Raw genomic sequence first — 26,022 nt, forward strand, 5'->3', positions numbered from 1 at the left:
TAAGTTTAGTAAATCTATGCAAACACAACTTTCCGCTCCGGAAACTTATTGGCATAACCCGTCACAATATTCCTGATATAATCATTTCCCGGATAGGCCGTAAGATGCTGTTTAAGCTGCTGCATGTCATCAACCTTAAAATGGTGTGACACATAGCCCATCCCATAAAACCGACCCTTCTCAATCAATATACAGCTATGCTCATCGGCACTGCGACCTTCATCGCGGATAGCGAAAGTTGGCAAGGCTTCGTTTAATGATTCAATTGCCAAATTTACCCGCTGGTTATATTCATCAGGCGACATGCTGCCCGTGCAGGCACAGTTTTCTTTATGTGCCCCAATGCATTCCGCATTATTTTTTTGGATAAAGCAGAGTTTAGGGCAAAGTTCAAAGGTGTCTATTAGTTTATTCAATAAACTATAACCTTCAAACAAAGTATTACAGGTATAAACAGGTAATTGAAATTTATGGTGTTTATCAACGGCCAACCGAACGTAGCCACGCTGATCTATATAATCATACAAAGCATAGCTTTGCTCAAAGCGCTTTAGTGAGCGGTTATATTTAGGCCATAGTCGTTTAATTTCTACCGCTTCCAATACAAAAGCAACCAGCTCAGTACCACATTCCTGGAAACTCACATGGTGTATATTCCGCATAAATTCCTGGCGTTGCTGCCCGGTATTGTTGCCCGTGAAATGACTGCAAACTCGTTTCTTGATATTCTTCGCCTTGCCAACATATATCACTTTACCTTTATCATCATGAAAATAGTAAACTCCCGGCAGCATCGGTAGTTTTTCAATATCAGCCTTGGGTAGGTTAGGCGGCAATACCTGTTCCTTTGAGTTTTGCTTTAATGCTTTGGTAATGTGGCTCTCTTTGTCGTTTTGCAACAACATGGTAAATAATTTTGCCGTTGCCTCCGCATCTCCGCCCGCACGGTGGCGGTTGCCATTTTCGATACCTAAATGATGGCACAATTTGCCTAAGCTATAGGATGGCAATCCCGGTAGTATTTTACGTCCGAGCCTTACGGTACATAATTTATTGCATTGCAGATCATATCCAACCGAAGCCAAATGATGCCGCACAAAAGAATGATCGAAATTAACATTATGGGCTACAAATATTTTACCGTGAAGCAAGTGATAAATATCATGCGCTACATCTTTAAACAGCGGCGCATCGCTCACCATTTCATTGCTGATGCCCGTTAATGCACGAATATAGATCGGGATATCGCGCTGCGGATTAACCAGGGTTTCGTATCGCTCAATTACCTTTTTGCCATTGTGAATGCAAATAGCAATTTCAGTGATGCCATTAGCGCTGGCATGCCCCCCGGTCGTCTCAATATCCACAATTGCATACATGGGGGTAAATGTATAAAATGTTTACTAATATATTTAGTGTTTTGTTTAAAAAAGTCGGAAAGACCGGAAGTCAGAAAGTCCGTAAGTTGAGAAATGCCTATCAACAAAAAAGCCTGGCATTTGCCAGGCTCTCAACTTATTTAACTTTCGGTCTTCCGTCTTTTCTGACTTCCGGACTAATCTCTATTTCTTTTTATTGGCAGGTGCCAATTGCTTTTGTTTCATCATCTCATCCATACGGGCCTGAAAACCTGATTTTTTCTTTGTCTTATCTTCAGGTTTCTTTTTGTTTTCCTGGATCTGGGCATGTATTTTCTTATCATCAACCATAAACCTGATCAGGTATTGTTGTAAGAAGGTTAACATGTTGGCCAAAAAGTAGTAATAATTCAAGCCTGATGGGTAGCTGTTCAGCGTAGCAAGGAATATGATAGGGGTGATGTATCCTATGTATTTCATTTGCCCGGTAGCGCCTGATATCTGGTTGTTGAAGTAAGTATATATCAATGTTGATATAGTCATCAACAAACACATTAAACTGATGTGATCGCCAAGTACAGGTATACGTGAGAATGTTACGATCGAATCATAAGTCGAAAGATCATGCATCCACAAAAAGCTCTGTCCGCGCAGCTCAAATAAACTCGGGAAGAAGCGGAAGAATGCAAATACTATTGGCATCTGTATTAGCAATGGCAAACAACCACCTAATGGGTTTACGCCCGCCTTTTTATAGAGCTTTAAATATTCCTGCTGTAAAAGGGTAGGGTTGTCTTCACCAACTTTAGCTTTTATCTCATCCATCTCAGGTTTTAAAACCCTCATTTTAGCCATAGATAGGTAGGACTTATAAGTTAATGGCGATAAAACCAATTTCAGTATCACAGTTAAAGCCAGGATGATAAGACCGTAGTTCCAATTGAATTGTTTTAAGAAATCAAATACCGGTAACGTGGCAAACCTATTGATATATTTTAATGGGCCAAAACCCAAATCTATCTGCTTTTCAAGACCATAACCTTCTGCCTGAAGCTTATGGAACTCGTTTGGCTGAAAATAAAAGCTCATGGGGAAAGTGCCATTGCTGCTTTGTGCAAGCGTTACACTGGTTTTCATTTCCTTAACGATATTATGCTCGCTTGTGTCAGTACTTTCAGCAATATTTGCCTTACTGAAAGCATCCTTTGCTAATAATACGCTCGAGAAAAAATGTGCTTTAAATGATACCCATTGTGTCTTTTTATTAGATATCGTTAAGCTATCATCTTTTGTAGCGCTTAAATCATCAACATTACCATCAGTTGTTTTATAATAAAGGGAAGAGTACCTGCGCTCCTGATCAATATCTTTTTCCTGATTAGGCAAACTTGCCGACCAGTCGATATTAATGGTATTGCTATTAGGTATTACACTAGCTAATCCTGTTTGCTTAACAGTAAAACCAACTTTATAACCGGTGCCGTTTAAAGTGTAAACATAATCCAGGTATTGGGTAGGGCTGTAGCTTAAACGCATCGTAACCGAACCTGAATCCTTAGCTGCAACGCTTAGTTGTGGTGCACTTGAGGTGAAATAAAGGTTATTGGTATTGATGTCCTTATTATCAGCTATAAAGTTTAAGCCAAAGCGATTCTGGTCGCCAGTAAATAGCACCAATGGCTGGCCGTTAAAAGTTTTAAACTTTTTTAACTGAACCGAGTATATCCTGCCACCATGAGTACTTAACTGGATGAGCAGGTCCTCATTTTCTATGGTCACAAATTTTTGAGCGCCAACAGTAGCGACATCAAAACCCTTTAAATGTGAGGTATCGGCTTGTTGTGCAACGGTTTTAGAAGTATCCGCTGCTTTTTTTACTGCTGCAACTTCGGCCTCTTTTATCTGATGCCTTTTTATTGAATCCTGGTGCTGGGCTAACTGCTCTTTTTTAATTTGCTCTGCAGATGGTTTCATTAAATAAAACGATCCGAAAACGATCAGCATGATCAGGAATAATCCTGTAAATGTATTTCTATCCATTATCTATTAAACGTAATTAGTTCTTCCTGGCGTAAGCCATCGAAGCGGCGACAAAGTTAATAAAAAGTGGATGCGGATTAGCAACTGTTGATTTTAATTCTGGGTGAAATTGCGCGCCCACAAAAAATGGGTGATTTTTCAACTCAACTATCTCTACCAGATTGTTTTCCGGGTTGATGCCAGAGGGTGTTAACCCGGCATTTTCGTAGTCTTTCAGGTAGGTGTTGTTAAACTCAAAGCGGTGTCTGTGGCGTTCAGTAATGTGTGCCTTGCCGTATATTGCCAATGCCTTACTGCCTTTTTTAAGGTCGCATGGATATGAACCTAAGCGCATAGTGCCACCTTTGTTAACAACCTTTTTCTGATCTTCCATCATATTGATCACCGGGTGAGGGGTGTCCGGGTTCATTTCGGTGCTGTTGGCATCCTTCAGGCCTAATACATTACGGCCATACTCAACAACCGCGCATTGCATACCTAAACAGATACCAAAGAATGGAATATTATTCTCGCGTACATAACGTATCGCTTCAATTTTACCCTCAAAACCACGCTGGCCAAAGCCCGGTGCAACTAATACACCATGTAAGCCTTTTAAACGTTCAATCGCGTTTTCAGGGGTTAATTGTTCAGAATGGATGTAGTCAACCTTCACCTTGCACTCATTTTTTGAACCTGCGTGGATGAATGATTCTACAATTGATTTGTAAGCATCGGGTAATTCAACATATTTACCCACCAGGCCGATTTTTACTTCGGATGTAGGGTTTTTTAATCTGCCTAAAAAGTCTTTCCAGCTTTCTAAATCAGGCTCATGTTTGTGTGATAATTTTAATTTGGTTAATACCGTTTTATCCAGTTGCTCTTTAAGCATCAACAAAGGCACATCATAAATGGTTGATGCGTCAATCGATTCGATAACCGCGTTGATGTTCACATTACAAAACTGGGCTATCTTTTTACGGATATCCATATTGATGTGATGCTCGGTACGGCAAACCAAAATATCTGGCTGGATGCCGTATTCTAACAACATTTTAACAGAGTGTTGTGTCGGTTTGGTTTTTAATTCACCGGCTGCGGCAAGGAAAGGAATCAAAGTTAAGTGAATAACTATTGAATTACCCGATCCAACTTCCCACTTAAACTGACGAACAGCCTCGATGTATGGTAACGACTCAATATCACCTACGGTACCACCTAATTCAGTGATCACGATATCATATTCGCCGCTTTCGCCTAGAATCCTGATGTTTCTTTTGATCTCATCGGTAATGTGCGGAACTACCTGTACCGTTTTTCCTAAAAATGCACCTTCACGCTCACGGTTGATCACATTTTGATAGATACGCCCAGTGGTAATATTGTTGGCTTTTGAAGTAGGCGTGTTTAAAAAACGCTCGTAGTGGCCAAGATCCAGATCGGTTTCGGCACCATCCTCGGTAACATAACATTCGCCATGCTCGTATGGATTAAGCGTTCCGGGATCGATGTTAATATAAGGGTCGAACTTTTGAATGGTTACACGGTAACCGCGAGATTGGAGAAGCTTAGCCAGCGAAGCTGAAATAATGCCTTTCCCTAACGACGAGGTAACGCCGCCCGTAACAAATATATATTTAGTCATGATCTGAGTGAAATTTTGCTCCGTTTTTAAGTCGGAACAAATTGTTTGTGTACGGGATACAAAAGTAACAAAATTTTCAGATTTTGCTCCATTTGTTGAGAAAATAGGAAAGGTTAAATTAGTTTACTGGATTGTAGCTGATTATACCCAACGAACAAAAAAATTACTTGCTATCGCCTGTATATTCATAAACCCCACCTTCCGGAAACTGGTAAAGTAGGTGCAATTTTTCTCGTTTAACAATATCCTGCAAGCCGATTAACTCCGGATTATTTAAATCGTTAAACCATATCAGGTAATAATGTTTCACCCCAAAAAACTGGTCTACTGTATTTTTAAAATAGCGATGGGGCAGTAGTTTGGATGTTGCTCCCGTAAAAAAGTAAACAGCCTCATCAGCATCCGTATATATTGGTATACCGGCCTTATAAATAGCTTTATGCGATTTTAAAAATGGAATAAATTGCGATTTATTCCAGTCGTCATCAGAGTATCCCGGTACCCCATAATCGTTTTCATCATCATAACGCTGGTAGTCAGTCATCGCTATAGAATATTCAGAAAACAGTATCAATGCGACGAAAGGAATAGCGAAAATAATCTGTTTCTTAATATTCAACCTTCGTAACATATCCGGCACCCAACTGGTAAGTCCTATCAACAAGCAAATGAACATAGGCGATAACAACCTGCTGTTAAGTGTTTCAAAACGGGATACACTTGCCAATACTGGTATAAAAATGCCATAAAACGCCGCGAACATGATCACAATGTTTTCGATGGAATTGATCTTCCCTGTAAAAGCCTTCCAAACTATAAGTGCTACCAAAAATAATAACAGCGTACAAATAATCAATATAGAATAAGGATAAGCCGAATGTGGCAACCCCATCCAATCACACATTACATTACCTGAGTAATACAAATTCTTACTTAATGGTGTTACGGCAGGTTCACGTGTACCTGTACTTAAACCTGTAGATAGTCGGTTTAAAATAAGGTTACCTACTAATAGCGATATAGATATAAACCCAAACACCAAAACATGTCCTATTTTTTTACGGATGACCAATTGGTTGTCCAATAACATCATTAAGCCGCCTGCACCAATCAACGTAACCCCGGCATAGCGGGTGATGCAACTTATGGCAATCAGCACACTAACCATAATCAAACTTGCCATAGTATGCTTTTGCATATAATTATAATATGCCAGCACAAACAGCATGATCTCCAGTATAAACAGTGTTTCAGACCACAAATAGGTATATATCTCCAACAATCCCGGGCTTAGTATAATGCCAATAAGGATGAGCCATTTATATAGAAGTGAAAATGACTTGAACTTTGAGATGATGTATCCGCTGGTAAATATCACCCCGGCAAATAATAACCCATTGATTACAGGCGTGGCAACAATCGTATCAACCCTCGAAATAAACAGAATTATACTTAAAAAGAACGGATAAAACACCGGAAAAAAAACCAGCGGCGAGCCATTAAACGTAAGCAATGAGCCATGCTCACAAATATTCTTCGCAGTACTGGCGTACATAATAGAGTCCGGCGAGATGCCTACACCGCTATATGTGGTATATATATTTATCGCGATAAAGCCAATTACGGCAGCAATAAGTGAATCAAGGTTTTTTAAATACGGGTGTCGCTTCATTTATTAAGCAATCAAATCTAAAATAGTACTTATAGGTTGGTCACTGTCAATTAAAATTCCTTTTACACCTGCGGCTGTTCCCGCTTCCACATCGCGCTCCCTGTCACCAATAAAATAGGATTGCGCCGGATCAATATTGTGCTCCGCTATTCCTCTCAATAACAATCCCGGTTTAGGCTTGCGGCAATCGCAGGGGCCGGTAAAGTCGGGGTGATGCGGGCAATAATAAATATCTGTAAACTCAACACCATGTGCCTTGTATTGTTTTTTTAGCTCGTTATGCATTTCGGCCAAACCTTCTTCGGTATACCAGCCTTTAGCTAAACCACCTTGATTAGTAGCTACTATAAGCATATAACCTTTATCCTGTAAAGTTTTAAGTGCTTCAAAATTATCAAGTACATGGAAATCTTCCATTCGCTTAATATAGTCACCCATTTCATGGTTTAACACACCATCACGATCTAAAAAAACTGCTTTATTTTTTTCTGGCATCTGCTTTATTGTATTTGCGCAAAAATAGTATTTAATAATAAATCTTATTCTTTTAAATGCAGGCCTTGTGCGATACCTTTCCCTAGAATAGGGAAAGGAGGAGGATAGGGTAAGATATACGGCAGGTTTTAAAATCAATTTCCCTATTACTAATATCGCAATCTGATGAGCATCTAAACTTCTAATTGTTAACTCATTTATACCAGTAATGTTAAATTAACAATGCTTTTAACTCCTAAAACCCATTTATTGATTAGATGTTGCAAGCGTATTCCAAAGCAAATAAAATAACGTTATATCTCATTCCAGCGATTTAAAATGGCTCAAATTTGGTTAGATAAGCACTTATTGAAATTTAATTTTGTTTATTAACGCAATCTTTAATTATGAAAATTTTAATAAGAATGAGTTAAAATTTATGAAATTCTAAATTTTTGCATTTTATTGGGCTGTTATTTTAATACTATCCCAAAAATTAAGAAAATATCGTAATTTTTTTTTCAGTTTTTGTATCTTCGTGGTTACACCTGAGTTAATAAGGGCAATTTTACGATGAACCAAGATGACAGCCACCAGGGTCTCTATAGGCCAGAATTTGAACACGACTCCTGCGGGACGGGATTTATAACCAATATAAACGGACACAAGTCCAACCAGATTATTGATAACGCTTTAACCATGTTAGAAAACATGGAGCATAGGGGTGCGTGCGGATGTGACCCGGATAGCGGTGATGGCGCCGGTATTTTGATTCAACTGCCACATGAGCTTTTGATGGAAGAATGCTCAAACCTGGAAATGAGCTTACCTGAACCCGGCGAGTACGGCGTAGGTATGATATTTTTCCCCAAGGATTCTGCATTAAAAAAAGCTTGTCGCACTGTAATTGGCAATGCGATTGAGAAGCTGGGTTTACACAATTTAGGTTATCGTAAGCTGGTAGTTGATTCATCCGTAATTGGTGAAACAGCGCGCCAGGCTGAACCTGATTGTGAGCAGATTTTCGTATCAAGGCCGCATAATATTACTAATGCTGATGACTTTGAGCGCAAACTTTATGTGCTTAGAAGATATATCAACAAAACAATTACTGAAACAATACCGGGAGCAGGGGAGCATTTTTACTTTACCTCTTTCTCTTGTAAAACCATAGTATATAAGGGGCAGGTAACTACTTACCAGCTACGTAAATATTTTGCTGATCTTGCCGATCCGCGTATCGCATCTGGCTTTGCCATGATTCACTCGCGTTTCTCAACCAATACTTTCCCGTCATGGAAGTTGGCCCAACCTTTCAGGTTAATAGCCCACAATGGCGAGATCAATACCTTAACAGGTAACCTTAACTGGTTCTATTCAGGCTTAAAATCTTATGCTTCCAATTACTTCACTGCTGAAGAAATGGATATGTTATTGCCTGTAATTGATAACAACCAATCAGATTCAGCTTGTTTGGATAACATTATCGAAATCCTGCTTCACTCTGGCCGCTCATTACCTCACGTAATGATGATGCTGGTTCCTGAAGCATGGGATGGTAACGAGCAAATGGATCCAATTAAGAAAGCATTTTACGAATATCATGCTACCTTAATGGAGCCTTGGGATGGCCCAGCCGCAATCACCTTTACTGATGGTAAATTAGTAGGTGCTTTGTTGGATAGAAATGGTTTACGCCCTTTACGTTACGTAATCACTAATGATGGTCGTGTAATTGCGGCATCAGAAGCTGGTGTATTAACAATCGATGAATCAACAGTTATCAAAAAAGGCCGCTTGCAGCCGGGTAAAATGTTATTGATCGATACCGAAAAAGGTAAGATCATTACTGATGATGAAATTAAACACCAGATAGCATCACGCCAACCTTATGGCCGCTGGCTGGAAAATTATAAGATCCGTTTAGAGGATCTGGCTGAGCCACGTTTAGCTTTCGCCAGTCTTTCTTCAAATTCAGTTTTCCGTTACCAGCAGGTATTCGGTTACAGCCGCGAGGATATTGATACCATAATCAAACCAATGGCGCTTGATGGTAAAGAACCAATTGGCTCAATGGGTACCGATGTGCCTTTGGCGATTCTGTCCGACAGGCCTCAACATTTATCAAGCTACTTTAAACAATACTTTGCACAGGTTACTAACCCGCCTATCGACCCGATTCGTGAGCGTTTGGTAATGAGTTTGGCTACTTTTATAGGTAACAACGGCAATTTATTGGATGAAGATAAAATGCATTGTCATTGCGTAACGCTCAAACATCCGATATTAAAAAATAACCAGCTGGAGAAATTGCGTAGTATTGATACTGGCATGTTCCATGCTAAAACATTGCAAACTTATTTTAAAGCTGATGGCTTGCCGGGATCTCTGCAAAGAGGTATCGAGCGCCTTTGCCGTTATGCCGAAGATGCGGTTGATGATGGATTTGAAGTATTGATCCTGTCAGATCGTGCTATCGATTCTGAGCATGCGCCTATACCTTCATTATTGGCTGTATCTGCCGTGCATCACCACCTGATCAAAAAGGGGCGTCGTGGTTCAGTAGGCTTGGTTGTTGAAGCAGGGGACGTTTGGGAAGTTCACCACTTTGCTTGTTTATTGGCATTTGGCGCTACCGCGATCAATCCATATCTGGCTATGTCGACCATCGAAACCATCAAACGTAATGGTAGTTTGGAAACCAGCCTTGATGAAAAATATTTAATAAAGAACTATGTAAAATCTGTTAATGATGGCTTGTTGAAGATATTCTCAAAAATGGGCATATCAACATTGCAGTCTTATCATGGATCACAGATTTTCGAAATATTAGGCCTAAATAAAGCTGTAGTTGACAAGTATTTCTGTGGTGCGGTAACCCGTATCGAAGGTTTAGGCCTTGACGAAATTGCCCGCGAATCACTTTGTAAACACAAAATTGGTTTTGGAAGCTCTAAAAATGCAGATAACCAATTGCTAACCGAAGGTGGTATCTACCAATGGAAACGCCGTGGCGAAGCTCACTTATTTAACCCGACTACCGTTCACTTATTGCAGCATGCTACACGCAGCAATGATTATAACGTTTATAAAACCTACGCTAAAGTAATTAACGAGCAAGGCGAGAAGCATTTCACCATCCGTGGTTTGCTTGATTTTACCCATCACCGCGAATCTATCAGCATAGATGAAGTTGAACCGGCTGAAAACATCATGAAACGTTTTGCAACAGGCGCCATGTCATTCGGTTCTATCTCGCATGAGGCACACAGCACCATGGCTATCGCGATGAACCGCATCGGTGGCAAAAGCAATACCGGCGAAGGTGGTGAGGATGAAATGCGCTACCAGATAATGGAGAATGGCGACTCAATGCGCTCTGCTATTAAACAAGTAGCATCTGCACGTTTTGGGGTTACCTCAAATTATTTGACCAATGCTGATGAGCTTCAAATTAAAATGGCTCAGGGTGCAAAACCGGGCGAAGGTGGTCAGTTACCTGGTCATAAGGTAGATGACTGGATCGCGAGAACACGTCACTCAACACCGGGTGTTGGCTTAATATCGCCGCCACCACACCACGATATTTATTCTATCGAAGATTTGGCGCAGCTAATATTCGACCTTAAAAATGCTAACCGTGCCGCACGTATCAATGTTAAATTGGTATCAAAAGCAGGTGTAGGTACTATAGCTGCAGGTGTTGCTAAAGCACATGCCGATGTGATCCTGATAGCAGGTTATGATGGCGGTACAGGTGCATCACCGATAAGCTCTGTTAAACACGCGGGCTTACCTTGGGAGCTTGGTTTGTCAGAAGCACACCAAACACTGGTTCGCAACAAACTGCGCAGCAGGGTAGTGCTACAAACTGATGGTCAGCTTAAAACCGGTCGCGATTTAGCTATCGCAGCATTATTAGGTGCCGAAGAATGGGGCGTTGCCACAGCAGCTTTAGTTGCCGGCGGATGTATCATGATGCGTAAATGCCATTTAAATACCTGCCCGGTAGGTGTTGCTACGCAAGATCCTGAATTAAGGAAATTGTTCAGTGGTAAACCGGAGCACGTGGTAAACCTGTTCAGGTTTATGGCTGAAGAATTACGCGAAATCATGGCGGAATTAGGTTTCCGTACCATTAACGAAATGGTTGGTCGTGTACAGTTCCTGAAAGTAAAAGATAATTTGACTAACTGGAAAGCTAAGAAAGTTGATCTTTCGGGCTTATTGCACCCGGTAACCAATGCCAAAGGCTTAACGCTTTATAACAGCGAAAAACAAGACCACGGCATGGATGAAATACTGGATTGGAAATTACTGGAAGCTTCTAAAGCTGCGCTTGAGGACAAAACGCCGGTATTTGCAAGCTACGACGTTAAAAATACCGATCGTACAATAGGTACTTTGTTATCAAACGAAATATCAAAAATATATGGTTCAGCAGCATTGCCTGATAACACCATCAACATTAAATTCAAAGGCTCTGCCGGACAAAGTTTCGGTGCTTTCACCACAAAAGGGATTTCTTTTGAACTGGAAGGCGAAGCGAATGATTATGTAGGTAAAGGCTTATCCGGTGCTCAATTGGCCATCTACCCGGCTGAGAACGCAACTTTTGCTGCCGCTGATAACATCATCGTAGGTAACGTTGCCCTTTATGGAGCTACTTCGGGCGAGGTATTTATCCACGGTATGGCGGGCGAGCGTTTCGCGGTTCGTAACTCTGGTGCTACAACAGTTGTTGAAGGTATTGGCGATCACGGTTGCGAATACATGACCGGTGGTCGTGCGTTGATCTTGGGCCAAACAGGCAGAAACTTCGCGGCAGGTATGAGTGGCGGTATTGCCTGGGTTTATAACCCGAACGGTACGTTTGCTGAAAACTGCAATACCGAAATGGTTGACCTTGATCCACTATCAATAAAAGACGAAGAGGAGATCCTTACTTTGTTACGCAAACACATTCAGTTAACAGACAGTAAAGTAGCTCAGGAGCTATTAAACGGCTGGAAAGAAGCATCAGGCAAGTTTGTTAAGGTTTATCCAAAAGAGTATAAAAAAGTTTTAGAAAAATTAGAATATCAGGCTGTAAGCTAATCATATGGGAAAAGTAACAGGATTTCAGGAGTTTGACAGGGAACTTCCTCAAAAAGCACCGGTAGCTGAACGTATAAAAAATTATAATGAGTTTGTTGGCTTATATCCGGATGAAAAGCTGAATCAGCAATCGGCACGCTGCATGAATTGTGGCATACCGTTTTGTCATTCAGGTTGCCCGCTGGGTAACATCATACCTGAGTTTAACGATGCTGTGTATCGTAAAAACTGGGAAGAAGCATACCAGATATTATCGTCAACCAATAACTTCCCGGAGTTTACAGGCAGAATTTGCCCTGCACCATGCGAATCAGCATGCGTGTTAGGTATCAATAAACCTGCGGTAGCTATTGAAGAGATTGAAAAACATATCATCGAGATAGCTTATGCCAAAAATTTGGTTAAGCCGGTAGCGCCGTTAGTAAAAACAGGTAAAAAAGTTGCCGTGATTGGCTCTGGTCCTGCGGGATTAGCTGCTGCCGCGCAATTAAGCAAAGCTGGTCACTCGGTTACTGTTTTTGAGCGTGATGACAAAGCGGGTGGTTTGCTGCGCTATGGTATCCCTGATTTTAAATTAGAAAAATGGGTTATTGATCGCCGTATCAAGATCATGGAAGAAGACGGCGTAGAATTTAAATACAATGTTGAAGTTGGTAAAAACCTTGCTGCCGACGAAGTGGTACGTAACCACGATGCGGTAGTTTTAAGCGGTGGTTCAACTATCCCTCGCGATTTGCCTATCCCGGGCAGGGAGCTTAAAGGCATCCACTTTGCGATGGACTTTTTAAAGCAACAAAACAAACGTGTAAGCGATACTAAATTTGAGGCCGAAGATATTTTCGCGACTGGTAAAGATGTTGTAGTTATAGGTGGGGGTGATACCGGTTCAGATTGTGTGGGTACATCAAATCGTCAGGGTGCGGCATCAGTTAAGCAGTTTGAGGTGATGTTTCGCCCGCCTGAGGCTCGTACCGCGCATATGCCTTGGCCAACTTACCCAATGGTATTAAAGGTGACCAGTTCGCACGAGGAAGGTGCTGATCGTTTTTGGGGAATTAACACCAAGGAATTTTTGGGTGACGAAAATGGCGAACTAAGGGCCATTAAAGTAACCGATGTAAGCTGGGAAGTTGACGTTTTAGGTCGCCCGATTAAATTTACTGAGGTTGAAGGCTCTGAGCGTGAGATCGCTTGTCAGCGTGTATTCCTTGCCATGGGTTTCGTTAACCCACAGCACGAAGGCATGCTTAAAAAGTTAGGTGTTGAACTGGATGTACGCAAAAACGTAAATGCCAACGATAAAACCTACCGCACCAACGTAAGCAAAGTGTTTGCTGCAGGCGATATGCGCCGCGGACAATCACTGGTAGTTTGGGCAATATCCGAAGGCCGTGAAGCAGCCCGCAAGGTAGACGAGTTCCTGATGGGGCACTCTACCCTGGAAAGCAAAGACGCGGTTAACGAATTTGACCAGGTATTTTAATAAGAACCTTTACCAACCAATTATAAACCAACCTAGCCGGGTCGCATACGCAGCCCGGCTTTTTTTTTAATTATTTTTTTCCCAAATAATCTCCTAACCTAACTGGCTTCAGTTTGCAACTGAAGCCCATAGATAAAGTCAGTCTGTGACTGATAATACCCACAGGCACAAGTATTGTTTGGAAAAGAAATGCGAGATCAAGAAAGTTATAAACTTTCTTGATCTGTTAGGCTTCAGTCGCAGACTGAAGCCAGTAGTGAAGTGGGAAGCTAGTAGTGTGGTATTATACTTTTTCCAGATAGTTAGCCAGTGACGTACCCGTAATATGAGTCCAACCTTTTGTAAAGCTCTCTCTTGAAAAATCTTTGATGTCTTGTGGAAAGGTTTCCAAACCGGCATGAGTTAACTTTAAACGAGTTTTATCTCCCTCATCAAATAACTCCCATGTTACGAATGATCCACCCGTATAACCTTGGTAATTCCAGCTATGGGAAAGCTTTTTGCCGGGGATAACCTCCGTCACCTCGCAAAGGTGGACGTAGGTTTTTTCCTTCGATCCTCCATTAAAAGTAAAGGTAAAACCAACTTCAGGTTTAAAATCCTCCAATTGAAAATACCACTCTTTCATTTTGTTGTTGTCGGTAATAGCTTCCCATACTTTGGTGATGGGAGCGTTGTACACTCTTTCTATTACAAATGGTTCTGCTTTCATTTTATTTGTGATTTTAAGATGATTTATTGTCTGATATGTCCTTATCTAGGAATTTACCCAAAGCATCCAATTTTTCCGTCCAGAATACCCGGTACTGTTCTATCCAATCTGATACTTCTTTAAACTGTTTAAAGTTGGCCTCGCAATAATGCTCACGACCCTGCTGGGTAATGGTAACTAAACCGCATTCCGTTAAAATTTTGATATGCTTGGATATGGCAGGCCTGCTCACCGGGAAATTATCGGCGATAGCATTAAGATTTAATGATTGATGAGCAATCAAGTTTATAATCTCACGTCGGGTCGGGTCGGCAATAGCCTGGAAAACATCTCTGCGCATAATATATGAGTAACCGTTCGATTACAAATATATAAGTAACCATTTGGTTACGCAAATGATTTGGTATTATTTTTTTGAATAGAAGTTTATGCAGGCAAATCAACCATCTTCACAAAAAAGTCCCAAAGCACAATACCCGCTGAAACTACAATATTAAAGGAATGCTTAGTGCCAAACTGCGGGATCTCGATACAAGCGTCAATCAGCTCCATCGCCTCATCACTTACCCCGTTTACCTCATTACCGAAGATCAACGCGTATTTTTCAGTTTTTTGCGGGATGAAGGTGTTTAACATCAGGCTGTTTTCGGCCTGCTCAATGGCAATGATTTTATAACCGTCTTTGCGCAGCTGTTCAATTGCCGCTACTGGCGTTTCGTAATAAGTCCACGCTATGGATTGCGTAGCACCTAATGCAGTTTTTTCAATATCGCGATGAGGAGGCTGGGCGGTTATCCCGCAAAGGCAAATCTGTTCAACAGCAAAACCATCCGAAGTACGGAAAATGGAGCCAATATTATTCATACTGCGCACATTATCCAATACTACGGCAACCGGCAATTTATCCTGTGCTTTAAACTCGTCTATCGAGGCACGGTTCAATTCATCAAGTTTAAGCTTACGGTGGTTGGTGTTCTCAGTCATCGATGCAAATATAACATCTTGATTCCTGACTCCCTTTAAAATAAAACTCCAACCCCGTCACCAATCAGCGAGCTGTATACCGATGGTGCGTAACCTATTTTGTCGGTGTAATATTGGGTAACGGATGCACTAAATTCATCAAATGCTTTTGCTTTAACCAACGCAATAGCGCAACCGCCAAAACCCGCTCCTGTCATCCTTGCACCGGCAACATTTTTATCTGTTTTGGCGTATTCTACTACAGCATCCAGTTCTTTACCACTCACCTCGTAAAGGTCACGTAATGAATCATGCGAAGCATACATTAATCTGCCAAATTCAGTAAGGTTATTAGCCGCTAATGCTTTTGCCGCTAACTTAACACGGTCATTTTCTTCAATTACGTGTGTTGCACGTTTTTTAACAGTTTCATCAGTAATTAAATGCTCGTATTGTTTAAATGTATCTGTATCAATATCACACAAATTATTAATATCCAATAACTGTTGCAGTTGCTTTAAAGCTGTTGCGCATTCCTGCACACGCTCGTTATATTTAGATTCTGCCAGTTTACGTGGTTTATTGGTATTGATTACGGCCAATACATGATCACCCAGGTTGCTATCCACAGCCTGATATTCCAGTGTATCACAATTTAACATCAGCGCCTTATCCTTTTCGCCAAAGGCAACCGCAAATTGGTCCATTATACCGCAATTAACGCCGATAAAGTTGTTCTCAACAGATTTCGCAATCTTAACAAGATCCAATTTAGAGTAAGTCGCGTTAAAAAGTTTATTTAATGCATAGGCAGTAACCACTTCAATTGATGCAGAAGAAGATAAGCCTGAGCCTATAGGTATATCGCCATAAAAAAGCATATCCAGGCCACCTAGTTTGTGACCGGCTTTTACAAAATGTTCAATAACACCTAAAGGATAATTATACCAGCCTTCGCCATCTTTTTTATAATCTTGTTGGACAGGTATTTCCAGAAAGTTATCAAAATTTGTACTTCTGAAACGGAAAACATTATCCTCGTTAGGGGATGTCAGCAGGTAAGTGCCAAACGTTATAGCACAAGGCATTACAAGGCCGCCATTATAGTCAATATGTTCGCCTATTAGGTTTACCCTTCCCGGAGAAAACCAGCCGTTTTGAGCAGGTTGATTATAAAATTTAGCAAATTCCTGTTTTAATTGGTCATTCATAAATGTAAAGAGAGATATGAATCGCAAATATTGTAAATATTTTTATTATTTAATGTAAAATTTACAGTTATTATTTGATGCGAAAAACTTGTTTTTGGTTAGTGTCAATTTCTTGATAAACGAAACAGAATATATTTTATCTTGTTCAGGATATAACTAAAACTTCCTAAAATGAATCAGTACATTATTACAGGATACGATTACACAGATGAAGGTACATTTGATCGCCGGCTGGCTGTTCGCCAGCATCACTTAGATGGCGCCAAGCATTTAAAAGAAAATGGCAACTACGTTATTGGCGGCGCTATATTGAACGAAGAAGGCAAAATGATTGGCTCAGTAATGATCCTGCAGTTTGAAACCGAGGAGGGGCTTGATGCGTGGAAACAAGGCGAGATTTATATCACCCAAAAAATATGGGAGACGATTGATATAAAGCCTTATCGTGTTGCAGAAGTATAAAAGCAAATAAAAAACCCCACATAGAGTTGTGGGGTTTTTGTTCATATATAAATATAATAGGGCTATTGTTTTGTTTTCTGTCCTGTTGCCAGATTTATCAGGTAAACAGTGCCATTTATAGTTAAAGTGGCATTATTGCCGCCATTAAATACAATGCTACCGGTGTAGTTAAATGATCCTTTTGATGGCATACTGCCACTAATGGTAAATGAAGCGGTGCTGCCGCTTTTGATAACGCCAAGTGGTTTAACTAATGTAAAGTTGGTAAATGTTATATCCACGCTATGGGTGCCGTGGTAACTGGTATCTGTTAGTGATTGGAAAGAGCCGCTGCGTTTGTATTCGCCATTGATGGTATATGCGGTAAAAGATCTTCCTAAACCCGCAATTGTGAAATTAGAACTTCCGGAAAATGTAGAGGAAAGAGAGGCATCAGTGAATGATCCGCTGTAACTGGATGTAATGGTCGCGCTATTATTAAATACACCGTTAGTACAATTTAACGCATAGCTATAATCAGCTTTGTAGGAATAGCTATCGGTGACTCCACGCACTGGCGGTATGCTGCGGTTTACGCTATCTGTCCACACAGTACCACATAAAGAATCAATATTTATTCTGGTTTCAGATGAAATGCTTACATCATTAAAACCATCTAAAGCACCTTGAGTGTTGGTTGATACTGAAGCTGCAACTAAATCAGCAGCTTCATCTGTAGAATTAGCGTTAGGTTTATTAGTGCTGTTATTCTTGTTACAAGAAAGTAGCGCACCTGCAATCAAACCTAAAAACGCAAATGATCTGAGTGTTTTCATAATAGCAATGGTTAAAGTTTATAATATTGTTTCGTGTTAGATAAAACAATATCGTAAAGGTTTAACCATCGCTTTAAATTTTACATTTTATGAAGCGCTGATGCCTTCCATGGCTTGCATGTCTTCTGCCGTAAGCGGTACATCAATTGTTTTCATGTTTTCTTCCAGGTGTTTTACGCTTGATGTTCCCGGAATCAGCAAAATGTTATCGGCATGGTGCAGTAACCAGCTTAATGCCACCTGGTATACGGTCGCACTGTACTTATCTGCCACCTTTTGCAGTTTTTCCTGGCTCGCGACATTAGCAGCGTTTAACGGGAACCATGGAATAAAGGCAATATTGTTTTCCTTGGTATAATTCAATACTGATTCCCATTTGCGGTTATCAACACTGTACATGTTTTGTACCGATACCACCTCGAAAAATTGTTGTGCTTTCTTTATATCGTCCACACTAACTTCTGATAAGCCGATATGTTTAATCTTACCCTCTTTTTGTACCTTTTGTAAAAACTCGAAGGTTTTTTCAGCAGGTACTTTTGGGTCGATACGATGTAATTGATAAAGATCGATCTGATCCAGTTTAAGGCGTTTTAAACTACCCTCCAACGCTTCTTTCAAATGCTCCGGACTTGAATCAACCGGCCATTGATCCGGTCCTGTACGAAGCAAACCGCCTTTGGTGCCAATAACTAGGTCTGATTTATAAGGATATAGCGCTTCAGCAATCAATTCTTCGGATACGTGTGGTCCATAGCTATCAGCAGTATCAATGAAATTTACCCCCAATTCAACAGCACGTTTCAATACACGAATGGATTCATCGTGATCCTTAGGCGGCCCCCAAATGCCTTTGCCGGTAATACGCATAGCACCGTAACCCAAACGATTTATAGTAAGATCGCCACCTAAAGTGAACGTTTTTTTGAATGATATTTTTGTGTCAGCCATGATGATTTGTTTTATGTAGAACTCAATTTTAGCCGTTTTGTTCAATATTAAAACAATGGCAATGTCATTTTAGGTGGCGTAACAGGTAACATTAATAATGTATATTGCATCAAATAATTGATTATGGAAGATCAGAATTTCGCCAATCATCGTCGTTATGTGGCCGGGTATCATTATGTTTTAAGCGGTGTGCTTATCGTCGGTTTAATAATTTCTATTATAAATATATTTCGGCATATAGCTGATCAAGGTGGTCTTTTAAGTTCGATACTCATTTTATTATTGTTTGTATGTGCAGCTTTGATATGGGGCTTTCTACGCACCTTTCCTTTAAAAGCACAGGACAGAGCCATACGTGCGGAAGAAGGCCTGCGTTATTTTATACTCACCCGTAAACCTATTGATAGCAAAATTACTATCCGCCAGATTGCGGCCCTGCGTTTTGCGCCTGATGATGAATTGATCCCCCTTGTAGAGCGTGTCATCGCAGAAAACCTATCGCCGGATGATATTAAAAAAGCAATCAAAAACTGGAAAAGCGATTATCACAGGGTATAATATTTGAGTTGGGATTTTGATGAAGCTTGAAAAGCGTGATTTTGATGCGATAATAGTTGGCTCCGGACCTAACGGACTGGCTGCGGCTATCTATTTGCAGCAAAACGGATTATCGGTATTAATACTCGAAGCGAAAAGTGAAATAGGAGGAGGCCTTAGATCCGCTGAATTGACTTTGCCGGGATTTACACATGACATTTGTTCAGCGATACACCCGTTGGCAGCTGGTTCACCATTTTTTCAGCAACTGCCACTGGCAGATCATGGATTGGAATATATCTATCCAGAAATTGCTGCTGCGCACCCTTTTGATAATGGCACCGCCGCAGTACTTAAACAATCAATTACCGAAACAGCAAAATTATTGGGTAGCGATGAACAAGCTTATTTAAAGCTAATGCAGCCTATAGTAGATGATTGGCCACTTATTGCTGCCGATGCTTTAGGGCCGTTACATTATCCCAAGCATCCGCTTGCTATGGCAGGGTTTGGTTTATCAGCGTTAACATCCGCCACGCATCTATCTAAACGTTTTAAAACCGAAGAAGTTAAAGGGTTACTAGCAGGTATGGCGGCACACTCCATGCAGCCATTATCTAAAATGACAACCTCGGCGGCGGCATTAGTTTTGATGGCCAATGGTCATTTAAAAGGCTGGCCAATTCCAAAGGGCGGATCAAACCGAATAGCAAATGCTTTAGCCTCTTATTTTATATCGATAGGCGGGAAGATAGAAACCAATATCTATATAAAATCGCTTGAACAACTGCCATCGGCTCACGCGGTTTTGTTTGATGTATCACCCAAACAAATATTGCAAATAGCCGGACACAAGTTTTCTTCACTGTATAAATGGCAGTTAGGACGTTACCGTTATGGCATGGGTGTTTTTAAGGTTGATTGGGCTTTGGATGGCCCGATTCCTTTTATGGCAGAGGAATGCAAAAAGGCTGGTACAATCCATATTGGTAATACTATAGACGAAATTACCCTTGCCGAGCAGCAAACCTGGGATGGTCAGCACCCTGAAAAACCATTTGTGCTGTTGGCTCAACAAAGTGTTTTTGATCCATCAAGGGCTCCTGAGGGCAAACATACTGCCTGGGCCTATTGTCATGTTCCCAATGGATCGAAGTTGGATATGACCAGCGCCATCGAAAACCAAATAGAACGTTTTGCACCTGGTTTTAAAGACCTCATTTTAGCTAAACATACCATGAGCCCGGCACAAATGGAAGAATATAACCCCAATTACATCGGCGGGGATATTAATGGCGGGGTGATTGATATAGGCCAACTGTTTACACGGCCTGCATTGCGTTGGTCGCCCTATAAAACATCGGCAAAGGGTATTTACATCTGCTCCGCATCAACGCCTCCCGGTGGAGGTGTGCATGGTATGTGCGGATACAATGCAGCCCAAAAAGTGCTTCAAGATATATTTGCGGCATAAGCTGTTCTAAACAATATCCATAATATTTATTATTTTCGGTTCTATGGAAAAGGGACGCTTAGAAGCATTTAGTGATGGAGTAATAGCCATCATCATCACCATAATGGTTTTAGAGATTAAAATGCCAGGCGCTCAACATGATACGCTTCAGTCGCTTGTTCCACTTTACCCGGTATTTATTTGCTATGTGATCAGTTTTATTTATGTAGGGATTTACTGGAACAACCATCACCATTTAATGCAGGCAGTAAAATCTGTAAACGGGGCAACGCTTTGGGCAAATTTGCACCTGCTATTCTGGCTTTCGGTAGTGCCATTGGTTACGGAATGGATGGGGGAAAACAACTTCACCAAATGGCCAACTATCATGTATGGCGTATCGCTGATTATGTGCGCGGTAGCTTATGCAATACTGGTGATTATTTTAAAGAAGCACGAAGGCCCGGATTCGCTTTTTGCTAAGGCGATAGGTAATGATCGTAAAGGCAGGTTATCTATTGTTATATATGCCGTGGCTATTCTATTGGCGTGGGTAAACCCTTGTATTAGTTTTAGCTTATACTTTCTTGTGGCTTGTATCTGGTTTATACCTGACCGGAGAATTGAAAGTAAAATTTCAGATCACAAAGAATAAGTTAAGCGATATAGGCAGGTACAGTAAATGAAAACTCGGTACCAACGTCTTGCTGACTGGTAACCCATATTTTGCCATTACATTTTTCAACCAGATCCTTGCAAAATAGTAAACCCATTCCAGTGCCTGATTCCTGATGGGTACCGGTACTGCTATCAACCTTGCTTTTGAAAAGCTTTTTAAGTTTATCGGGTGGGATGCCTGTCCCGGTATCCTTAACTTTTATCTCAATCATTTCATTATTGGTAGATGCTACAACTTCGATAGTGTCTTTTTCGCCCGAGAATTTTATGGCGTTAGTTATCAGGTTGCGTATCACAATGCGGATTGAGTTTGGATCTGCCGAGGCCATAGTGCTATCAGGAACATTATCAATCAAGGTTATACCTTTTAAGGTAGCTTGTTCCTGGTAATTCTCCATCTCATACTCAACAATATCTTTTATAGAGAAGCTTTTTACCGAGCTTTCAAAATTTTCCATCTGGCTGTTTATCCAAAATAGGAGGGTATCAAGAAAATCCGAAGTATACTCAAGCTTTTTTAACACACTCGGTATCATTTCAACCAATTCCTGGTGTGTTATCGTATCATCCTGCAGCAAACCGAATAAACCACGTAAAGTACTCAATGGCGCACGTAAATCATGTGCGAGAACAGAAATCAGCCTGTCTTTTAAAACATTAAGCTCATTAAGTTTATGGGCTTGTTCGTCAATGTTCTCCTTTTGGCTTAGCACCTCATCGTTTTTTTCCTCAAGCATCAAGTTTATTTTTTGCTGCTTGCGCTTTTGATTGTAATAAACAACCAGGGTGCCAATCATCCCTATAATTATTATAATAAATATGGTGTTTAACAAACGTTGACTGTGTAACCTTTGTGTGTAAAGCAGATCTTTTTCTTGTTGTTGCTGTTGCTCCTGATGTTCTTTAGCCGCAAAATTCAACTCAAAATTATAGGAGGTTAGCTTTTGAATACTTTCGTCACTTTTTAGCTGATTTTTTAAGTCGACATATTCAAGCAGATATTTATAAGCTTGTGTAAAGTTACCTAAACCAGCCAGCGTTTGGTTTAATTGCATGGCAGATTTAGCCCTTACTGAAAGATCTCCTAGTTTAACAGCATATATATGGCCTTGTATGGCATATTTATAGGCGCTGGCGTAATCTTTTTGCAGATTATAAACTGTAGCAAGTCCAATAACAGCGTTTGCCTGGTTATTAACAAACTTGTAATCAGCTGCAATTTGTAATGAGGTGTCCAAGTAACTTTTGGCTACTTTAATGTTATTTAAATGGCCGTAGCATAAGCCTAAATCAGTATATATTGAACCTAAACCGTCTTTATCATCTTGTTTACGGGCTGTTATTAAAGCAGTTTTTAAATGAATAATTGCATCAGTATATTTCCCTTCGGCCAATAAAATTTCACCAATATTTTCATTAACGGTTCCAATAACCAGCTGGTCGTTTATCTGTAAAGAAATTTTTATTGCCTTGTTAAAATATTCCAAAGCATTTGGGTAAACCTCTGTACTTTGCAGTATTACCCCCAGGTCATTGTATATTTCAGATGATAAAGCTTTGTAATGATTTTTAAGTGCTATAAAAAGCCCTTTATAGTAAAAATCGAGCGCTTTAGGAATAATGCCCTCACTGTAATAAACTATACCTATGTTTTTATAAGTATCAGTAAGCCCTAGCTGATTATTGATTTGTATGTTAATTTGTTGGGCTAAGTTTAAGTAATAAAGCGCGAGTGTATAATTTGCAAGCAGATTATACATACGGCCATATAAAACATAACAGGCGGCAAGCCCCTTTTTATTTTTTAGCTTTTTATAAATAGATATAGCCGTATCAAAGTCCAGTTTAGCTTCTTCAGAACGGCCTTTAAAATATTTTACATGCCCTACCTGCAGCAACCCGCTTGCAATGCCCGCGCTGTAGTTTATTTGTTTAGATAATTGTATGCTTTTGTTTCCGTAATAATAACTGCTATCCGGGTTTATGCGGAAATAGTCTTCAGCCAGTTTATTCAGTTTATTAATAACTGAAGTATCCGGAGTGGCCCCTAAGTTTGCCAGTAAATTTTTAACGCTGTCAATTTCTCCAACTCCTACGTTAGCAAAACTCGACAGGCAAAAAAACGAAAAAAGAAAAGTTAGAAAAAATTTCAATGTTAAATTTATCTCCCTATATAGTCAGTTAAATCCCGAAGGTTAAGTTGCTGGGTTATACGTCTAAATCAATAGAAATGTTTACTGCTAATAATTATTAATTAACATCTGATTAATATTATAACCCAAACAAAAAATAATTTAATACTGCCTAAATATATATAAAAGAGAATTGCTAATTCAACAAATCAGGGTCAGTTTGATATTTATTTTTAATTATGATTTGTAGCTGTAATTTTTAAATTTAACTTATAGGAATAATTCACTTTCTCCGGGTGAAAGAATGAAATATCCGGCAGAAAAATAAACTGGTAAAATAATTAAGCCTAACCAGGTAAACGCCTGAAAGTATAGCCGGAAATTGAACTTTGATCAATTTGCTAACAAAGGATTAACGCCAAAAGAATTCAGGGAAAACTTTGTTGGTAAACGTGTTTTTATTTAAGCTTATATCGTTATTAGCGTGATATTTAATGGGCTGATAATACAAGTCTCGTTGTTTCCCAAATTATTCTTATTTTTGAGAGTTAATTTGTTTTATGCTGTCCAAAAAAACCAAATACGCCATTAAGGCTCTTATTATCATGGGTAAAAATGTAGATAAACCGCCCATGCAAATTGCTCAGATAGCTGAGTTGGAAAGAATACCCAAAAAATTTCTCGAATCTATTCTGCTCGAAATGCGTAATCACGGCTTTTTATACAGCAAAAAGGGATCGGGTGGGGGATATGCGCTCAATAAAGATCCCAAAGAGATTTATCTTTCGGAAATTCTTCGCCTTACTGATGGCCCTATAGCTATGGTACCGTGTGCCAGTCTTAATTTTTACCATAAATGTGACGAATGTAAGGACGAAGTTACCTGCGGTATAAGGGCGATGTTTATTGACATTAGGGATGCAACCTTAAAAATTTTAGCCGAAACTACTATTGCTGATATTATTGCCCGGGAATCAACGCTTGGAGCATCTTTATTGAGCATGGAATCTTAATAATCAGTACAGCGTCAGCAATGCGTAAATTTCTTTTGAATATATCGCTATAATATTCTGTATATACATCTTTGCGCATGGATCAACAACAGCTTTTTGCTAAAATGGGACTTGCAGGCTGGAATACCCAAATTGCACATGCCGAAAAAGTGTTTAATGCTTTTACCGACGAACAATTTTATACAGTGGTAGCGCCAGGCAAAAACCGGATAATTTATTTATACGGACATTTAGCCGCTTACCATGATGCCCTGAAGGAAACTTTGGGCTTGGGAAAAGCATCCCAGCCTGAACTTTATGAAGTTTTTCTGAAAAATGCTGATAATGACAAGGCTGAATTTCCTTCATTAGCTGAACTGAAAAATTTCTGGCAATCAGTACATGCCGAATTAAACGAACTTTTTGTAAATTTACCAGCAACGGAATGGTTTAAGCGCCACAACGCCATGACAGACGAGGATTTTGAGAAAGATCCATCCAGAAACAGGCTGAGTGTGTTGTTAAGCCGTGCTAATCATGTAGCCTACCATATTGGTCAGGTAAATTTGGTTAAACCCCTTGTAGCTTAATATATGACCAAACTATTTGTTGTAGGATTTCCTCGTGATATGGATAAAACGGAACTTTTGGAGCTGTTTAGCTTGCACGGTTTGGTTGATCTGGTTACCGTTATTACCGATAAAGAAACCGGTGTAAGCCAGGGCTATGGTTTTATTCATATGAATGATGAGGCCGGTGCCGATAGGGCTATTGCCGCATTAAATGGCGCTGAAATAGACGACAGGAAAATTACTGTTAGAGTAGCTGATGCCAAGCCCGAGCCCGTAAAACCTGTATACCAACCCCAAAGGCCGGTAGTAAAAGGAAAACGCCCGAGAAGAGGGCAGCAGGATAAGCGTTATTAATTACTTTTCTTCAAGGCTAAAGCTATCTTTTTAAGACTATTGCCAATTGGTTTTCTACTGTTTTAACAGATATGTTAAGCAGCGCGGCAGCTTCTTTGTACTTTAGCCATCCTCTTTAATCAACCTGAATATCATCCGGCATTTTACAGGCAGGTTGTTGATTAATAAGTTCAGGTTATTTACCCGCTCTTTGCCAATCAATACAATTTCAGGATCAATGGATACGTAACTTTTTTCATTGCACAGCATTTCAGCATTTACATAAATATGCTTGCCCTGGTTCCTTAAATAATTTAGTGATAAGTTTTTACCTGCTTTTATGGTGCAAACTATTTCATAGGTTGGATAGATGATGTACATTTATATAATACCGTTTTAACACCAACACAAATAAACTTTTTGTATACCATGGAGCAACCATAATGGTTGACGTGTTTAT

22 protein-coding genes are annotated in these 26,022 nt (G+C 40.1%); 9 read left to right on the forward strand and 13 right to left on the reverse strand.

From position 1 onward, the window contains the following. Nucleotides 1-14: 14 nt before the first annotated feature. From GSQ74_RS18885 to GSQ74_RS18905, 5 genes are all read right to left on the reverse strand, one after another. Nucleotides 15-1,379, reverse strand: coding sequence for an exonuclease domain-containing protein (locus GSQ74_RS18885; RefSeq protein WP_158995769.1), 1,365 nt, complete (start codon nt 1,377-1,379; stop codon nt 15-17). A 183-nt stretch (nt 1,380-1,562) separates the two neighbouring features. Next, a complete protein-coding gene (gene yidC / locus GSQ74_RS18890) occupies nt 1,563-3,398 on the reverse strand; it encodes a membrane protein insertase YidC (protein WP_158995770.1) in 1,836 nt (611 codons plus the stop codon). Nucleotides 3,399-3,414: 16 nt separating this feature from the next. Continuing rightward, a complete protein-coding gene (locus tag GSQ74_RS18895; protein ID WP_158995771.1) occupies nt 3,415-5,025 on the reverse strand; it encodes a CTP synthase in 1,611 nt (536 codons plus the stop codon). A 163-nt stretch (nt 5,026-5,188) separates the two neighbouring features. Further along, nucleotides 5,189-6,697 carry a hypothetical protein gene (locus GSQ74_RS18900; protein ID WP_158995772.1) on the reverse strand — a complete coding sequence of 503 codons (1,509 nt, stop codon included), beginning with the start codon at nt 6,695-6,697 and terminating at the stop codon, nt 5,189-5,191. A gap of 3 nt (nt 6,698-6,700) precedes the next feature. After that, complete coding sequence (locus GSQ74_RS18905; RefSeq protein ID WP_158995773.1) at nt 6,701-7,192, reverse strand: HAD-IIIA family hydrolase; 492 nt, start codon at nt 7,190-7,192, stop codon at nt 6,701-6,703. A 552-nt stretch (nt 7,193-7,744) separates the two neighbouring features. Between GSQ74_RS18905 and gltB the strand changes: the two genes are divergently transcribed. Together gltB and GSQ74_RS18915 are read left to right on the forward strand one after the other, a co-directional pair. Then, entirely contained in the window at nt 7,745-12,268 is a 4,524-nt protein-coding gene (gltB, locus tag GSQ74_RS18910) for a glutamate synthase large subunit (RefSeq protein WP_158995774.1), read from the forward strand. A gap of 4 nt (nt 12,269-12,272) precedes the next feature. After that, nucleotides 12,273-13,751: a glutamate synthase subunit beta gene (locus GSQ74_RS18915; protein WP_158995775.1), complete on the forward strand. Its 1,479-nt coding sequence runs from the start codon at nt 12,273-12,275 to the stop codon at nt 13,749-13,751. Nucleotides 13,752-14,034: 283 nt separating this feature from the next. On the opposite strand, the gene GSQ74_RS18920 is transcribed toward GSQ74_RS18915, so the two are convergent. The 4 genes from GSQ74_RS18920 to GSQ74_RS18935 form a co-directional block, all read right to left on the reverse strand. Continuing rightward, complete coding sequence (locus tag GSQ74_RS18920; RefSeq protein WP_158995776.1) at nt 14,035-14,463, reverse strand: SRPBCC domain-containing protein; 429 nt, start codon at nt 14,461-14,463, stop codon at nt 14,035-14,037. 13 nt (nt 14,464-14,476) lie between these two features. After that, entirely contained in the window at nt 14,477-14,803 is a 327-nt protein-coding gene (locus GSQ74_RS18925) for a helix-turn-helix transcriptional regulator (protein WP_158995777.1), read from the reverse strand. Between the two features lie 86 nt (nt 14,804-14,889). After that, complete coding sequence (locus GSQ74_RS18930) at nt 14,890-15,447, reverse strand: RNA methyltransferase (RefSeq protein ID WP_158995778.1); 558 nt, start codon at nt 15,445-15,447, stop codon at nt 14,890-14,892. 35 nt (nt 15,448-15,482) lie between these two features. Beyond that, nucleotides 15,483-16,637, reverse strand: a complete 1,155-nt coding sequence (locus GSQ74_RS18935) for a galactokinase (RefSeq protein ID WP_158995779.1) — start codon at nt 16,635-16,637, stop codon at nt 15,483-15,485. 171 nt (nt 16,638-16,808) lie between these two features. On the opposite strand from GSQ74_RS18935, the gene GSQ74_RS18940 reads away from it, so the two are divergent. Further along, entirely contained in the window at nt 16,809-17,099 is a 291-nt protein-coding gene (locus GSQ74_RS18940) for a YciI family protein (RefSeq protein WP_158995780.1), read from the forward strand. Between the two features lie 62 nt (nt 17,100-17,161). Here GSQ74_RS18940 and GSQ74_RS18945 read toward each other — a convergent pair whose 3' ends face one another. Further along, nucleotides 17,162-17,914: a hypothetical protein gene (locus tag GSQ74_RS18945; protein WP_158995781.1), complete on the reverse strand. Its 753-nt coding sequence runs from the start codon at nt 17,912-17,914 to the stop codon at nt 17,162-17,164. A gap of 87 nt (nt 17,915-18,001) precedes the next feature. Continuing rightward, entirely contained in the window at nt 18,002-18,865 is an 864-nt protein-coding gene (locus GSQ74_RS18950) for an aldo/keto reductase (RefSeq protein WP_158995782.1), read from the reverse strand. A 123-nt stretch (nt 18,866-18,988) separates the two neighbouring features. Between GSQ74_RS18950 and GSQ74_RS18955 the strand changes: the two genes are divergently transcribed. The 3 genes from GSQ74_RS18955 to GSQ74_RS18965 are packed head-to-tail and all read left to right on the forward strand — an operon-like array spanning nt 18,989 to nt 21,510. Then, nucleotides 18,989-19,423: a DUF6526 family protein gene (locus tag GSQ74_RS18955; protein WP_158995783.1), complete on the forward strand. Its 435-nt coding sequence runs from the start codon at nt 18,989-18,991 to the stop codon at nt 19,421-19,423. Nucleotides 19,424-19,442: 19 nt separating this feature from the next. Next, the gene (locus GSQ74_RS18960) at nt 19,443-20,876 is read left to right on the forward strand and encodes an NAD(P)/FAD-dependent oxidoreductase (protein WP_158995784.1); all 1,434 of its coding nucleotides are present in this window, start codon (nt 19,443-19,445) and stop codon (nt 20,874-20,876) included. Nucleotides 20,877-20,919: 43 nt separating this feature from the next. Continuing rightward, nucleotides 20,920-21,510, forward strand: a complete 591-nt coding sequence (locus GSQ74_RS18965; protein WP_158995785.1) for a TMEM175 family protein — start codon at nt 20,920-20,922, stop codon at nt 21,508-21,510. 1 nt (nt 21,511) lies between these two features. Here the strand turns inward: GSQ74_RS18965 and GSQ74_RS18970 are convergent, their stop codons facing one another. Next, nucleotides 21,512-23,686: a tetratricopeptide repeat-containing sensor histidine kinase gene (locus GSQ74_RS18970; RefSeq protein ID WP_158995786.1), complete on the reverse strand. Its 2,175-nt coding sequence runs from the start codon at nt 23,684-23,686 to the stop codon at nt 21,512-21,514. A 539-nt stretch (nt 23,687-24,225) separates the two neighbouring features. On the opposite strand from GSQ74_RS18970, the gene GSQ74_RS18975 reads away from it, so the two are divergent. The 3 genes from GSQ74_RS18975 to GSQ74_RS18985 all read left to right on the forward strand — a co-directional run bounded on the left by GSQ74_RS18975 (nt 24,226) and on the right by GSQ74_RS18985 (nt 25,583). Then, nucleotides 24,226-24,678, forward strand: a complete 453-nt coding sequence (locus GSQ74_RS18975) for an Rrf2 family transcriptional regulator (RefSeq protein WP_158995787.1) — start codon at nt 24,226-24,228, stop codon at nt 24,676-24,678. 77 nt (nt 24,679-24,755) lie between these two features. Then, a complete protein-coding gene (locus GSQ74_RS18980; RefSeq protein WP_158995788.1) occupies nt 24,756-25,247 on the forward strand; it encodes a DinB family protein in 492 nt (163 codons plus the stop codon). 3 nt (nt 25,248-25,250) lie between these two features. Continuing rightward, on the forward strand, nt 25,251-25,583 hold the full coding sequence (locus GSQ74_RS18985) for an RNA-binding protein (RefSeq protein ID WP_158995789.1): 333 nt from the start codon (nt 25,251-25,253) through the stop codon (nt 25,581-25,583). Between the two features lie 102 nt (nt 25,584-25,685). Here GSQ74_RS18985 and GSQ74_RS18990 read toward each other — a convergent pair whose 3' ends face one another. Then, a complete protein-coding gene (locus tag GSQ74_RS18990; protein ID WP_158995790.1) occupies nt 25,686-25,943 on the reverse strand; it encodes a hypothetical protein in 258 nt (85 codons plus the stop codon). Nucleotides 25,944-26,022: the final 79 nt, after the last annotated feature.

The sequence above is a fragment of the Mucilaginibacter sp. L196 genome, assembly GCF_009765905.1.
Taxonomy (GTDB): domain Bacteria; phylum Bacteroidota; class Bacteroidia; order Sphingobacteriales; family Sphingobacteriaceae; genus Mucilaginibacter.